At 62.7% G+C, this 13,825-nt stretch carries 15 protein-coding genes; 6 read left to right on the top strand and 9 right to left on the bottom strand.

Annotated elements, in window-relative coordinates; genetic code table 11:
- Positions 1-69 precede the first annotated feature (69 nt).
- Positions 70-1,905 carry a DUF882 domain-containing protein gene (locus J3O30_RS18975; RefSeq protein WP_207581747.1) on the top strand — a complete coding sequence of 612 codons (1,836 nt, stop codon included), beginning with the start codon at positions 70-72 and terminating at the stop codon, positions 1,903-1,905.
- A 315-nt stretch (positions 1,906-2,220) separates the two neighbouring features.
- Here the strand turns inward: J3O30_RS18975 and J3O30_RS18970 are convergent, their stop codons facing one another.
- The 3 genes from J3O30_RS18970 to J3O30_RS18960 form a co-directional block, all read right to left on the bottom strand.
- Positions 2,221-2,484, bottom strand: coding sequence for a DUF2312 domain-containing protein (locus J3O30_RS18970; protein WP_007631616.1), 264 nt, complete (start codon positions 2,482-2,484; stop codon positions 2,221-2,223).
- A 91-nt stretch (positions 2,485-2,575) separates the two neighbouring features.
- Entirely contained in the window at positions 2,576-2,881 is a 306-nt protein-coding gene (locus tag J3O30_RS18965) for a DUF1244 domain-containing protein (RefSeq protein ID WP_207581746.1), read from the bottom strand.
- A gap of 43 nt (positions 2,882-2,924) precedes the next feature.
- Entirely contained in the window at positions 2,925-3,713 is a 789-nt protein-coding gene (locus tag J3O30_RS18960; RefSeq protein WP_207581745.1) for an N-formylglutamate amidohydrolase, read from the bottom strand.
- A 201-nt stretch (positions 3,714-3,914) separates the two neighbouring features.
- Here J3O30_RS18960 and J3O30_RS18955 point away from each other — a divergent pair, with 201 nt between their 5' ends.
- The 3 genes from J3O30_RS18955 to J3O30_RS18945 all read left to right on the top strand — a co-directional run bounded on the left by J3O30_RS18955 (position 3,915) and on the right by J3O30_RS18945 (position 6,596).
- Entirely contained in the window at positions 3,915-4,400 is a 486-nt protein-coding gene (locus tag J3O30_RS18955; protein WP_089152718.1) for a DUF1036 domain-containing protein, read from the top strand.
- Positions 4,400-5,839, top strand: a complete 1,440-nt coding sequence (gene pyk / locus J3O30_RS18950) for a pyruvate kinase (protein WP_207581744.1) — start codon at positions 4,400-4,402, stop codon at positions 5,837-5,839. Before J3O30_RS18955 ends, pyk begins: the two co-directional genes overlap by 1 nt.
- Before the next feature lie 121 nt (positions 5,840-5,960).
- Positions 5,961-6,596, top strand: a complete 636-nt coding sequence (locus J3O30_RS18945; protein WP_207581743.1) for a LysE family translocator — start codon at positions 5,961-5,963, stop codon at positions 6,594-6,596.
- Between the two features lie 2 nt (positions 6,597-6,598).
- Here the strand turns inward: J3O30_RS18945 and J3O30_RS18940 are convergent, their stop codons facing one another.
- The 3 genes from J3O30_RS18940 to J3O30_RS18930 are packed head-to-tail and all read right to left on the bottom strand — an operon-like array spanning position 6,599 to position 7,973.
- On the bottom strand, positions 6,599-7,156 hold the full coding sequence (locus J3O30_RS18940) for a DUF4865 family protein (protein WP_207581742.1): 558 nt from the start codon (positions 7,154-7,156) through the stop codon (positions 6,599-6,601).
- Positions 7,153-7,557, bottom strand: a complete 405-nt coding sequence (locus J3O30_RS18935; protein ID WP_207581741.1) for a cupin domain-containing protein — start codon at positions 7,555-7,557, stop codon at positions 7,153-7,155. Before J3O30_RS18935 ends, J3O30_RS18940 begins: the two co-directional genes overlap by 4 nt.
- On the bottom strand, positions 7,554-7,973 hold the full coding sequence (locus J3O30_RS18930; protein WP_207581740.1) for a tautomerase family protein: 420 nt from the start codon (positions 7,971-7,973) through the stop codon (positions 7,554-7,556). The genes J3O30_RS18935 and J3O30_RS18930 overlap by 4 nt, the downstream gene beginning before the upstream one ends.
- Positions 7,974-8,090: 117 nt before the next feature.
- Between J3O30_RS18930 and J3O30_RS18925 the strand changes: the two genes are divergently transcribed.
- Positions 8,091-8,987, top strand: a complete 897-nt coding sequence (locus tag J3O30_RS18925; protein WP_207581739.1) for a LysR substrate-binding domain-containing protein — start codon at positions 8,091-8,093, stop codon at positions 8,985-8,987.
- Between the two features lie 4 nt (positions 8,988-8,991).
- On the opposite strand, the gene J3O30_RS18920 is transcribed toward J3O30_RS18925, so the two are convergent.
- Positions 8,992-9,942 (bottom strand): GlxA family transcriptional regulator, encoded by a 951-nt coding sequence (locus tag J3O30_RS18920; RefSeq protein ID WP_207581738.1) that lies wholly within the window; start codon positions 9,940-9,942, stop codon positions 8,992-8,994.
- 119 nt (positions 9,943-10,061) lie between these two features.
- On the opposite strand from J3O30_RS18920, the gene J3O30_RS18915 reads away from it, so the two are divergent.
- Positions 10,062-10,859 (top strand): SDR family oxidoreductase, encoded by a 798-nt coding sequence (locus tag J3O30_RS18915; RefSeq protein ID WP_207581737.1) that lies wholly within the window; start codon positions 10,062-10,064, stop codon positions 10,857-10,859.
- A gap of 98 nt (positions 10,860-10,957) precedes the next feature.
- Here the strand turns inward: J3O30_RS18915 and J3O30_RS18910 are convergent, their stop codons facing one another.
- Together J3O30_RS18910 and ggt are read right to left on the bottom strand one after the other, a co-directional pair.
- Complete coding sequence (locus J3O30_RS18910) at positions 10,958-11,932, bottom strand: threonine/serine dehydratase (protein WP_207581736.1); 975 nt, start codon at positions 11,930-11,932, stop codon at positions 10,958-10,960.
- Positions 11,933-12,057: 125 nt separating this feature from the next.
- Entirely contained in the window at positions 12,058-13,794 is a 1,737-nt protein-coding gene (gene ggt, locus J3O30_RS18905) for a gamma-glutamyltransferase (protein ID WP_207581735.1), read from the bottom strand.
- Positions 13,795-13,825 lie beyond the last annotated feature (31 nt).

The raw sequence follows: 13,825 nt of genomic DNA, 5'->3' as shown, positions 1-13,825 counted from the left end.
CCATCGTGTGACCGCATTTGACAGTCATCTGAGACAGTACGGGACATTGTCTGTCTGACGGGGATCGAGTTGCCGAATCTGAATGGGAATTCCAAGCGTTCGCGCTTGAGCTGGCGTTTGTTGTGCGCCGACATTTGCGGAAAGGCAATAAGGACGGCAGCGGCCGCCCTTCTTGCGCTCGCGGTTTCCTCACCGGTATTCGTTGGTACACCTTCGCAGGCCGCGGGCGACACCCGCAGCCTCAAGCTCTATTTCATCCATACCGGCGAAAAAGCCGTCATCACCTACAAGCGCAACGGCAAGTTCGACCCGAAGGGTCTGGAGCAGCTGAACCGCTTCCTGCGCGACTGGCGCAAGAATCAGCCGACGAAGATGGATCCGCGCCTGTTCGACCTGATCTGGGACGTCTATCGCCAGAGCGGTTCGAGGGACTACATCAACGTCGTCTGCGGTTTCCGTTCGCCGGGAACCAACGAGATGCTGCGCGGCCGCTCGCGCAACTCAGGCGTCGCCGAAAAGAGCCAGCATATGCTCGGCAAGGCGATGGACTTCTTCATTCCGGACGTCAAACTCGCGACATTGCGCGGGATCGGCATGAAGATGCAGGTCGGCGGCGTCGGCTTCTATCCGAAATCGGGATCGCCCTTCGTGCATATGGACGTCGGCGGCGTTCGCGCCTGGCCGCGCATGAGCCGTGACGAGCTTGTCCGGCTTTTCCCGAACGGCAACACCATTCATATTCCGGCTGACGGCAAGCCGCTGCCGGGCTACCAGCAGGCGATGGTCGACTACAAGCGCCGCGTCAGCGGCACGCAGATCGAGATCGCCAGCGCCTCCGAATCGGCGCCGAAGCACAAGACGCTGTTTGCAGCGCTGTTCGGCGGCGGAGCGGATGAGCAGGAAGACGATACGGACGATTCGACCCCTGTTGCCGTCGCCAAGGCGACGCCGCCGAAGTCCGAGCCAGCCCCTGCCGAGCCGCAACAGACCGAGGTCGCCGATCTGAACGCGCCGGTGCCGCAGGTTCGCCCGGCATTCAGCAACCAGCCGGCCGGCAGCGACGTGGCGAGCGCGCTCGTCGCACCGTCTTCGGGTAATGCGGCGCAACAGGCTCTTGCAGCGGCCCTTCCTGCCGATCAGGCCCAACCGCAGCAGTTTGCCGATCTCAGCGCCTATAGTATTCCGGTCCCCTCGCTTCTCGGCCCGCGCCGTGCGCCTGGCGACGCCGAGCTTGCGTCGCTGACGGGCGCCAATGCGCTGCCGGTTCCGACGCCGGTCGAACGCCCTGCCGTTGCCGAGAACCTTCTTGCCGCGGCCGATGCCGATCCCGAAGCGGAGGCCGACGAAGCCGATCAGGACGCGTTGTCTCCCGCCGTCGCCGATGCGCTCGACCAGCAGCGAAACGAGGGTGCGGAAAGTCAGATCGCGTCGAAGGCGCCGCCAATCACAGTAGAGCAGGCGATCAACGCCGCGATGACGCAAAAGGCGCCTGCCGCAAAGCCGCCGCTCGAACTCGCCGCCTTGGCGCCGATGTCCAAATCGGCAAGCTTTGGTGACGGCTTCGACGAACCGGCCACCGAAAGCGCTGTGGCTCAGGGACTTCCTGCCAAGGGCGGCCGCCCGACACACAAGGAAGCCGCCGCAGCCGATGCCAGCCGCGCGGCAGTGCGCACCGAGCCGAAGCTGACGGAAAAGATGATCTCGCAGTGGGCGCTGACCAATGCCCGCCTCGAAATGGCCTCCAAGCAGGTCAAGGCGCCGCGTTTCGTCAGCCAGACGATGCGTGCCCAACCAACCGCCGTCTATGCCGAGGGCTTCAATGTCAAGACCGCTTCGGTCGACCCCGCCCGCTTCAGCGGCACGGCGGTGAACTTCATGCAAGTGCGCAAGTTCAACACGAACTGAGCCGGCCGATCATGAAATATCGAAAACCGTCGGAGCGATTCCGGCGGTTTTTCTTTGTCCGCTTCGACCGAGGCGAGGTGACCATTTAGCCAAGTGTGTTTCAGGGCGTGATGCCGAAAGTGTGAGCGGTTTTCTTATGACATCCTGTTCTAAAGCGCGTCGCATCAAGCTTGATTCATGCGACGCGCTTTAGTCCTTTGTTTTATGCATGTCGTTATCCCGGAACCGCTGCACACTTCCGGGCGACCTGCATTGGGCAAAAGAAAAGCCGCCGGAAGGCCCGGCGGCTTGTCGGCATCCGCGATGCGCGGCGGATCAGCCTTCCGGCGGCGACTCGATCATACCGAGCGCGAGCAGGTAGGTGTCGAGGATGGCTTCCTCCTCCATGCGCTCCTGCTCGTCCTTCTTGCGCAGCGCCACGACCTTCTTCAGGATCTTGGTATCGAAGCCGGTTCCCTTGGCTTCGCCATAGACGTCCTTGATATCGTCGGCGATGGTCTTCTTTTCTTCTTCCAGCCGTTCAATGCGCTCGATGAAAGCGCGAAGCTGATCGCGGGCGACGCCATGAGCATCAGACATCGTGTTCTCCTGATTTTTCGGGTGATCAATTTGGATGCACGTGACTGCCGCGAAGCGGCGTCACGGTCAAGCCTGTTGTCGGCAAGCCAAGCTATTTGTGTGGGTTGTTCAGTTCAAAAGCAGCCTTTTGCACAGGCGAGGCCTCGTTCTGGTGAAGATTCTTCCAGTCTTCATACGGCATGCCATAGACCATCTCGCGCGATTCGTCCCGGGTAATTGGGACACCCTCAGCCTCGGCGGCTTCGCGATACCAGTTCGACAGGCAGTTGCGGCAAAAGCCGGCCAGGTTCATCAGGTCGATGTTCTGAACGTCGTTGCGCTCGCGAAGATGTGCGAGGAGGCGGCGGAAGGCTGCGGCCTCGAATTCGGTCTGCTGTGTTTTGCTGAGCGCGGTCATCTCGCTTTCCTTTCTTCACCAGGGGCCTTCGGGGGCCTTTCACTCAATAGGGACCTGTGCGCGACAGGTGGACGTCGTATTCGTGCAGGGCCGGATCGGCATTCATCGCCGCAAAGATCGGCGCCAGGCGTTCGGCCCATGCCGATATTCCGGCCTCGTCTGCGATCAGGTCCTGGCGCACCTCGAGCAGCGCGTGCGGAATGCCGGTGATCATGCAATGCTGGTACATGGTATCGCCCTTCAGCGCGCCGTCATAGGGTTCGTTATCGCCGACGACAAGATCGGGATCGGCGCGCAACCTCTGGAGCAGCGGGCCGACGGCGCGGTGGTCGCTATCCCAAAGCACGGCGGCGTGCCAGGGGCGGGGAATGCCCTTCCAGGCCGGGGTGAAGGAGTGCAGCGACAGCACCAGCGGCGCCCTGCCGGTGGCATTCGCCACCTTGTCGATCGTTGCGGCCACGGCGCCGTGATAGGGGCGATGAAAGGTTTCGATGCGGGCATTCCACTCCTGCGGCGTGATCGGATGATTGCCTGTTATGACGGCGCCGTCGGAGATCTTCATGATCAAGGTGGGATCGTCTTCGCCGCGGTTCGGGTCGATCAGCAGGCGCGAAAAGCCGCCGAGTACCGCGGGCACGCCGAGCCTCGCCGAAAGCTGCCGCGTCAGCCCCTCAATGCCGATGTCATAGGCGATGTGGCGGCCGAAGGCGGCGTCGGGCAGGCCGAGCCGACCATATCGCGCCGGAAGGCGGTTCATCGCGTGATCTGCGAGGATCACCATGCCTTTGTCATGTTTGCCGGGTAGGATTTCGAAGGATTGGAAGTCGTCCATCAGGAATTGCCGTTTGTCATTGCGCAGTCGGTGGCAGTGATCGCATGCGTCTGCGCCACGTTCAAGCGCCGCAGGCGGACAGCGGTTGAGCCGGACCCTCGACGGGTGGTTTGTGAAAGGAAATATAATCGATTAGCATTGCGTTGACTTTCGCTTGACGGCGGCGCAAGAAGACACCGATACGAATAACCGTGGAGCTATTTGGGAGCCGTGTTGATCCAAGCCGCGCCAAGTTTCCTCACGCGGTCCGGACCGCTGGTCCGTCTCGCTCTGTTCGCTCTTGCAGCCATCATGCCGTTTTTCATCGCAGATGCCGCACGCGCCGATTTTCGCGTCTGCAACGGAACGCAAAATCTCGTCGGCGTCGCGATCGGCTACCGGGCCAAGGATGGCTGGATGACCGAGGGCTGGTGGCAGGTGCCGGCAACGACCTGCGCCACGTTGATCGAGGGAGAATTGCAGTCGCGTTATTATTACCTCTACGCAGAGGACGCCGCCCGGGGAGGACGATGGACGGGCGACGTGCAGATGTGCGTGGCGGAAAACGAGTTCAAGATTACGGGTGTGCAGGATTGTTATGCCCGCGGTTACCAGAAGATGGGATTCAAGGAATATGATACGGGCCGCCAGGGTAGCTGGATGGTCCAACTCTCCGACACCCCAGGGACGCAAGAAAGCCAGAATTGATGAAGCGTAATCGCAAAATTAAAATCCTCGCCACCCTCGGGCCTGCCTCCGCCGAGGAATCGATGATCGAGAAGCTGCACCAGGCCGGTGCCGATGTCTTCCGCATCAACATGAGCCATGCAAGCCACGACCTGATGCGTACGCTGATCCAGCGCATCCGCTCGGTTGAAGCGCGCTGCGGCCGGCCGATCGGCATTCTCGCTGACCTGCAGGGACCGAAACTGCGTGTCGGCAAGTTCGTCGACAGCAAGGTCGACCTGAAGCCCGGCCAAACCTTCACGCTCGACAACAACGAAGCGCTCGGTGATCAGAACCGCGTCTTTCTGCCGCATCCCGAGATCCTGGAATCGGTGCAGCCCGGCCACCGCCTGTTGATCGATGACGGCAAGCTCGCGCTCCGCGCCGAAAAATGCGACGGCAAGAGCATCGTCACCACTGTTATTTCGGGCACGCGCATCTCCGACCGCAAGGGCGTCAGCCTTCCCGACACGCTGCTCGGCGTCGGCGCACTGACAGACAAGGACCGCGCCGACCTCGACGCCGTGCTCGCCACCGACGATGTCGATTGGGTGGCGCTGTCCTTCGTCCAGCGTCCCGATGACCTTGCCGAAGTGCGCAAGATCGCCCGTGGCCGTGTCGGCCTGATGTCGAAGATCGAAAAGCCGCAGGCGCTCGAGCGTATCGAGGAAATCATCGAGCTTTCCGACGCGTTGATGGTCGCCCGCGGCGATCTCGGGGTCGAAATGCCGCTCGAATCGGTTCCCGGTATCCAGAAGCAGCTGATCCGCGCCTGCCGCCGTTCGGGTAAGCCGGTGGTCGTCGCCACGCAGATGCTGGAATCGATGATCTCCTCGCCGGTGCCGACGCGCGCCGAAGTTTCCGACGTCGCAACCGCCGTCTTCGAAGGTGCGGATGCCGTCATGCTCTCGGCCGAATCCGCTTCCGGCGATTATCCGGTCGAGGCCGTCTCGACCATGGCGTCGATTGCCACCGCCATCGAGCGCGAGCCGCATTATCCCGGCATCATCTACGCCCAGCGTGCCCAGCCCGAAGCGACCGGCGCCGATGCGATCTCGCTTGCTGCCCGTCAGATCGCCGAGACGCTGAAGCTGTCGGCGATTGTCTGTTACACCTCGTCGGGCACGACGGGCCTTCGCGCCTCGCGCGAGCGGCCGCAGGTGCCGATCCTGGCACTGTCGCCGATCATCAAGACGGCACGCCGCCTTGCCGTCGTCTGGGGCCTGCATTGCGTCGTCACCCATGACGCGACCGATCTCGACGACATGGTCAACCGCGCCTGCCGCATCGTCGCCGACGAAGGTTTCGGCAAGCCGGGCGACCGCATCATCATCTCGGCCGGCGTGCCGCTCGGCACGCCCGGCGCCACCAATATGATCCGCATCGCCTATATCGGCTCCGACGGCCAAAGCGGCATCTGATCCGATCGGTCCGTTTGAAAGCCCGCTGCCTCAGGAGGCGGCGGGCTTTTTCTTTGACAGGACAGCATTGCTAAGCGCTGCTGTGCGTGCAAGTTTCGATCCTCGATTGGGAGGGATCATCATGGATATCGTCACGCTTCTGGCTTTTGCAGCCGTTTCCTTTGTCGGCATCGCCACACCGGGGCCGACGGTGCTGCTGGCGCTGACCAATGGTTCGAGGCATGGCCTGCGCCGGGCGATTGCCGGCATGATCGGCGCGGTGCTTTCCGATTTCGTGCTGATCGGCGCCGTCGCGATCGGCCTCGGCGCCTTGCTGGCGGCATCGGAATTCTGGTTTTCAATGCTGAAATGGGCGGGTGCTGCCTATCTCGCCTTTCTCGGCATCATGCTGCTGCGCTCGAAGGGCACGATCGATGCGGCGCTGAAATCCGGGGCGTCTTCGGGGGCTATATCTCCCTTCTCGATCGGACTGAAGAGCTTCATGGTCGCGGCGACCAATCCGAAGGGCTATTTGTTCTTCTCGGCCTTCCTGCCGCAGTTCATCAATCCCTCCCTGCCACAGGCAACGCAATATGCGCTGCTCGCGCTCACCTTTGCCGCACTCGATTTTCTCATCATGTTCGGCTACGCCTTTTTCGGCTCGCGGGCGGTGCGTTTCCTGAAAACCTCAGGCGCCCTATGGTTGGAACGGGCTTGCGGCGGCGCGCTGTTGGCGCTTGCCGGCTCGCTCGCCTTTTATCGCCGGGCAATTGCTTGAACTCATGCTCGAGCCAGCGACAGGTGACCGACGCGATAGGCCTGCGTGTGCGCGTCAATTTCAGGAATTTCTCGCCATAGCCTGAAGCGCACCCGCGTCCATGTCGTCGGTTCGAAGCCGGAGACCGAGGCGAGTGCGCCGCCGGTCACGACGTCGGCTGCAGCCTCCGCGCTGTCGGCACGGCGGATTTCGGCAAGCGGAGCGTAGGGCTCGATATGCAGTATATCGCGCGTGGCAAATCTGGCCGCGGCGATGTCGGGCGAGATTTCTGCCTGCCAGACGATCCAGGTCCTCACCTGCGGCCAGCCGAAGGCGCCGGTGAGTGTTTGGAAAGCCGGGCCGCAGAGGAAGTCGCTTGCCCCTTCCGGCTCTTGCCAGAGATAGAAGGGCGCATAGAGATTGTCGCGGCTGCCGAATTCGCCCTTAAGGGCCCTGAGATAGGCCTTGAAGCCGAGATTGGGAAAGCCGTCGAGCAGCGGACCTTTGTCGCGGATACGATGGTCGATGATCGACATGTCGTAATCGGCCGGCAGCGTGAAGCTGTACTGCATGGCGATCATGACCGTGCCTCCACCGGCTGCAGCCATTCGACGATGCTGCCGTTTTCGGCCGGCTGGATGCTGATATAGCTGAAAGGACTGTCATCGGCTGCGCCATGCCAGTGGCGCTCGCCGGGGGCAAACCAGACGGCGTCGCCGGCGCGCAGTTTCTCGACGGGACCACCCTTGCTCTGTGCCAGCCCATGACCCGAAAGCACGTAGAGCAACTGGCCCTTGGGGTGCGTATGCCAGCGTGTGATAGTGCCGGGATCGAGTGTCGCGCGCATTGCGGTGTTCTCACCGTCGGCCCCGCCTTCGAGCAACATTTCGACCCAGAAAGGCGCCGTTGCAACGCCTTCCGGCGAGCGCACCGCCCTGCCGGGGCGCCTGATGGTCATCGTCTTCGGGTTCAACGTGGTCATTGCCGGCCTCCGACCGTCCGCAGCCGCCAGTCGGGATCGGCCATCTGGGCGATGCCGTTGCCGAAGGACCAATCATCCGGTGCGCTGGTGCTGATGACGATCATCACATCCTCGGGCCGGAGGCCCGGCGATTGCGCCAGAAGTTCGCCGAGCCGCCGATAGAGCGCAGCCTTCATCTCGGCTGTCCGGGGTCTGCCGATCGTGATCGAGATGTAGACGAAATCGTCGGAGCGGGGACCGGCGAGGTAGCTGCGGTCGAAGATCAGCTCGTTCTCATCATGCTGATGGATGGCCTGGAAGCGGTCGTTTTCGGGCACGTCGAAGGTCTCGACCAAGGCACGCTGGATGTTGTCGGCCAGTGCGGCGAGATAGTCCGACGACTTGCCTTTGCGAAGCGAAATTCGAACGAAGGGCATCTGGATCTCCATGGTTCAGGCCGTTCGTCGGCCTTGACAGCAGAACCATCGCACAGCACAATGATGCTGAAAATCAGAAAGTTATGGATCGATGATCCTGAAAAATGGGATTATAGAATGCGGCGGACAATTTTCGATCTCGATGTGCTCCGTACCTTTTCGACCGGTATGGAGCTCGGCAATTTCGCCAAGGCGGCCGAAAGGCTCGGGCGTTCCACCTCGGCGGTCAGCGCGCAGCTGAAGAAGCTGGAGGAGCAGGCCGGCACGCCGATCTTCCGCAAGGTGGGGCGCGGCCTGGCGCTGACCGACGCCGGCGAGACGATGCTCGGTTATGCCAGGCGGCTGCTGGAACTCAACGACGAGGCGGCTGCGGCCGTGCACAGCGTCGAGCTGGAGGGCTGGGTGCGGCTCGGCCTGCAGGAGGATTTTGGCGAAAACCTGCTGCCGGAGGTGCTCGGCCGCTTCGCGCGTGCCCATCCGAAGGTCCGCATCGAAGCGCGGGTGGTGCGCAATGCCGAACTGCTCGAGCGCGTCACCTCAGGCAAGCTCGATCTGGCGCTTGCCTGGAGCGATGGCACACGGACTTCGCATTGCGAGCAGATTGGCGAGGTGCCGATGCGTTGGATTGGACCGGTCGAGGGAGCCCCGGGCTGGCATGCGGCAAGCGGTGAGCCGATGCCGCTCGCTTCGCTGGAGGCGCCGTGCCTGTTGCGAAGTGCAGCGACCCGGGCACTTGACGAGGCGGGCATTTCCTGGCGTCTCGCCTTTGTCAGCCCCAGCCTCGGCGGTCTCTGGGCAGCGGCGGCGGCGGGCCTCGGCATCACCATCCGTACACCGATCGGCCTGCCGGCAAAGGTCCGACCGCTGGCGCCGGAGACGATCGGCCTGCCTGATTTGCCAAAGCTCGGTCTGGTCCTGCATCGGGCCGAAGCCGAACCGCAACCGGCTGCGGCCCGGCTTGCCGAACTCGTGCTGCAATCGGTGCATGGCGCCCTGCGCGGGACGGCGGCCTGACACATCACATCTGCCGTTGCTGTAGGGCGGTGCGCCGAATTGCCTGCGGCGGCTGGCCGAAAGCGCGCAGGAAGGCACGGCGCATGCGCTCGCGATCCACAAAGCCGGTTTCGCGGGCAACGACGTCGATCGGGTGGCGGCCCTGCTCCATCATCAGGCGGGCGGCTTCCAACCGCAGGTTCTCAACTGCCTTGGCCGGTGATTGTCCGGTTTCGGCGCGAAAGGCGCGGCTAAACTGGCGGAGGCTAAGGTGGGCCGCTTCCGCCAGTTCCTCAACTGGCAGCGCCGATTTCAGATTGCTGCGGGCGTAGGCGAGTGCCTTCTGGATGCGGTCCGATTTGGGCTCCAGTTCCAGAAGGGCGGAAAATTGCGACTGGCCGCCGGCCCGGCGATGATAGACGACGAGCTTGCGGGAAATGGCACGGGCCACCTCGAAACCGTGATCCTTCTCAACCATCGCCAAAGCCAGATCGAGACCGGCCGTCATACCGGCCGAGGTCCAGACGGAACCGTCGATGATGAAGATCCGGTCTTCTTCCATTTTTATTTTTGGATATCGGCTTTGCAGTTGGCGCGAGACATACCAATGCGTCGTCGCCCGACGGCCGTCGAGGATGCCGGCTTCGGCAAGAAAAAAGGCGCCGGTGCAAATCGAGGCCAAGCGACGGGTAGCGGGCAGGGCGGCGCGGATGAAGTCGGCTTCTGCTGCGCTCGGCAGCCTGACGCCAGGCGCTCCCGCCACGATCAGCGTGTCGAGGGCCGGGTCGCCAAAGGCCTCCGTCTCCATCACCATGCCAAGCGAGTTGGCAATCGACCCACCATGTTCAGAGAGATAATGGATGTCGTAAGCCTTTTCCTCAAGTTCGATATTGGTGAACTCGAAGGCGGAAACGGCCGCCAAGCTCATAATCTGGAAGCCGGGATAGAGCAGAAAGCCAATTCGTTGCACGATCATCAGATCCCAAATGATGTCCTGAAAGGTGGTATATATGACATTCAGGACATGCGCAATCGGGCGTAAGACTCTCCTCAAGCGCAGGGCATCAGGCCAGGGCGTATTCAAGGAGACGGATCATGACACAGGAACTGAAGGGCACGGCGCTGGTGACCGGTGCATCCTCGGGCATCGGCGCAGTCTACGCCCATAGGCTGGCGAAGCAGGGTTACGACCTCATCATCGTCGCCCGCAACGGCGAACGGCTGAAGTCGCTGGCAAGCCGGTTGACGGCGGAAACCGGCCGGACGGTCGAGACTGTCGTGGCCGATCTCGGCGACAAGACAGGCCTCGCCCGCATCGAAGGCGTACTGAAGGAAGACCGGAGCATTACGCTTCTCGTCAACAACGCCGGCGTCGGCGGAACGGCGCCGCTGCTTTCCTCCGATGTCGACAAGATGCAGGCGATGATCGAGCTCAATGTGACGGCGCTGACACGGCTGACCTATGCCGTCGTGCCGGGTTTCGTCGCCCGCGGCGGCGGTACGATCATCAATATTTCTTCCATCGTCGCGATCTCCCCAGAGATGCTAAATGGCGTCTATGGCGGCACGAAAGCCTTCGTACTCGCCTTCAGCCAGTCGCTGAAGCATGAGCTGGCGGAAAAGAACATCCGCATTCAGGTCGTGCTGCCCGGCGCCACTGCGACGGAATTCTGGGGCATCGCCGGCACGCCGGTCGAGTATCTGCCGAATGAGATCGTGATGTCTGCAGAAAACATGGTCGATGCGTCGCTCTCGGGCCTCGGGCAGGGCGAGTTCGCAACGATCCCGTCACTCGAGGATGCAGGCCTGCTTGCCGCCTACGAGGAGGCGCGTCAGGCGTTGATGCCGAACCTGTCTCGCACCGTGCCGGCGGAACGCTACAAGATCGCATGACGGTCGCCGATGAAAGACCGTCCGCCGCTGCTGCTGCGGACGGGTCACGGGCGTTCCTGAAATCCGAGGCCGTTTACAGCCTGCGCCGACACGGTATCTCAGCCGAAGCGTCCGAGCGCCATGGCGAAGATATCGGCATCGACATTGCCGCCTGAGGTAACGGCAACGACGGTGTCGCTTTCCAGCGCCTCGCCATGGAAGAGGGCGGCGGCAAGCGCCACGGCACCGCCGGGCTCGACGACGATCTTCAGCCGGGTGAAAGCCAGCGCCATGGCGCGCAGCGCCTCATCATCGGTGACGACGATGCCGGCGCCGGCGAGACGCTTGAGGATCGGGAAGGTGATATTGCCAGGCTGCGGCGTGAGGATCGCATCGCAGATCGAGCCTGCTGTCGACGCATTGCGTTCGATCCTGCCGGAGGCGAGCGAGCGGGTGGTGTCGTCGAAATCTTTGGGCTCGCAGGGGCGGACGCGAAAGCCAGGGGCGCTGGCTTCGAGAGCGAGCGCGATGCCGGAGGTCAATCCGCCGCCGCCGCAGGAAACGAGGACTTCGGCTGACGTTACGCCTTCCTCTTTGGCTTGCTCGGAAATCTCCAGACCGGTCGTGCCCTGACCGGCGATCACCAGCGGTTCGTCGAAGGGCTTGATCAGCGTCAGGCTGCGCTCGGCTGAAAGCCTCGCGCCGATCTCGTCGCGATCCTCATTGACACGGTCGTAGAGGACGACTTCGGCGCCGAAGGCGCGGGTGTTGGCGATCTTCAGCTTCGGTGCATCGCTTGGCATGATGATGACGGAGGGCACATTGTGCAGCTTGGCGGCAAGCGCGACCCCCTGGGCATGGTTACCGGAGGAGAAGGCGATGACGCCCTTGGCGCGCACGGCCGGATCGAGGCCGGAGACGGCAGACCAGCCGCCACGAAACTTGAACGAGCCGGAATGCTGCAGGCATTCCGCCTTCACGAACAGGCGCCGGCCGGCGATCTCGTTGAGGAAGGGGGAGGATAGAAGCGGCGTACGCCTGATGTGACCGCGCAGACGGGCGCGGGCGGCGACAATCATTTCAATGCTGACCATTCGGGAATCGTCCTGCTTGCGGGTTCGCTCTTGCTTAGGGTGCGGCAAGCGACTTGTGAACGGCGACTTTGTCACCGTGACATAAATGGTGCATCGCGTTTGCAGCTCGCCGCAAGCTGCCGACGTCAGTAGCCGTTGGCCGAACCCTCCGCCGCGCGGCTGTCCATGGCCCCATTATACCGCGCACCGCCGCCCTTTTCGATGGCGGCGAGGCTTTTGCCGCCGACGAGGATGCCGGCGGCCTGGCCCCAGAGCGGCGCGTCATTGCCGCCATCGAAGCTGTAGCCCATGGCGGCGAGGGTCTTTTCCGTATCGGGCGACAGCGCATAGGGTTCGAGATAGACCTTGTCGGGCTGCCATTGATGGTGGATACGCGGCGCGTTCACCGCCTGGCTGATATCCATGCCGAAATCGACGACGTTGAGGATCGCCTCCAGCGTAATGGTGATGATACGCGAGCCGCCGGGGCTGCCGATCACCATGAAGGGCTTGCCGTCCTTGGTGACGATCGTCGGGCTCATCGAGGAGAGCGGTGTCTTCTTCGGAGCGATGGCATTCGCTTCGCCCTGCACCAGGCCGTAGAGGTTCGGCACGCCGGGCTTGGAGGTGAAATCGTCCATCTCGTTGTTGAGCAGGACGCCGGTGCCCGGTGCCACGACGGCGGCGCCAAAGGAGCCGTTCAGCGTATAGGTGACGGCAACGGCATTGCCCTCGTCGTCGATGATCGAATAATGCGTCGTCTCGGTGCTTTCCTTGCCGCCGAGCGGTTTGAGGTTGGCGGAAGTGCCAGCCTTGTAGGGATCGATCTTGGCGTCGATTTCCTTGGCATAGGCCTTGTCGATGAGCTTTGCGACCGGATTCTCGATGAAATCGGGGTCACCGAGCGCAGCATTGCGATCGACATAGGCATAGCGCATTGCCTCGACCATGACATGGACGGTGTCGGCTGAACCGTAGCCCAGGTAGGAAAGTGGATAATTTTCGAGAACGTTGAGGATCTCGCAGATGATGACGCCGCCGGAGGAAGGCGGCGGTGAGGAGATGATGTCGTAGCCGCGGTAATTGCACTCGACCGGCTTCAACTCGCGCACGGAATATTGCTCGAAATCCTCCTTGGCGAGGATGCCGCCCTTGGCCTGGCTTGCCTTGACGATCGCCTCGGCGGGTGCTGCCTTATAGAAGGCGTCCGGACCTTTTTGGGAGATGCCTGCCAGGACCGCGGCAAGGTCGGGCTGATCGAGCTTTTCGCCCGATGCATAAGGTTTGCCGTCGGGTTTCAGGAAGATCTTCGCCGCCGCCTCGTCTTTGGCGAGCCGCTTGGCGCTGCCGGCGAGGCTCGCGGCGTCGCCCTGTTCCAGCGTGAAGCCCTCCGTGGCGAAGCGCAGTGCCGGTGCGATCAAATCCTGGCGCGACTTTGTACCGTATTTCTCGCGGGCGGTTTCGAAGCCCATGACGGAGCCTGGAACGCCAACGGCAAGATAACCGTCGAGGCTGGCGCGCGGCACGATATCGCCCTTGGCATCGAGATACATGGTCTTCGTGGCGGCGAGCGGCGCACGTTCGCGAAAATCGAGGAAGGTCTTCGTGCCGTCCTTCAGGCGGATGGTCATGAAGCCGCCGCCGCCGAGGTTGCCGGCCGAGGGATAGACGACCGCCAGCGCATAACCGACGGCGACGGCTGCATCGACGGCATTGCCGCCGCCCTTCAGCACCTCGACGCCGACATTGGTCGCCAGATGCTGGGCAGTGACGACCATGCCGTGCTCGGCTTCGACAGGGGCAGACGAGGCGGCGAGCGCCGGAGTCAGGCACAGCGACAGGGCTGATATGACGGAGATCGTCCCGATATGCAGGCGGCCCATGACTTCCCCTCTAGTGGACAATGATGGGAAG

It is taken from the genome of Rhizobium sp. NZLR1 (genome assembly GCF_017357385.1).
Lineage (GTDB): Bacteria > Pseudomonadota > Alphaproteobacteria > Rhizobiales > Rhizobiaceae > Rhizobium.
This window is presented reverse-complemented; position numbering and strand designations above follow the sequence as displayed.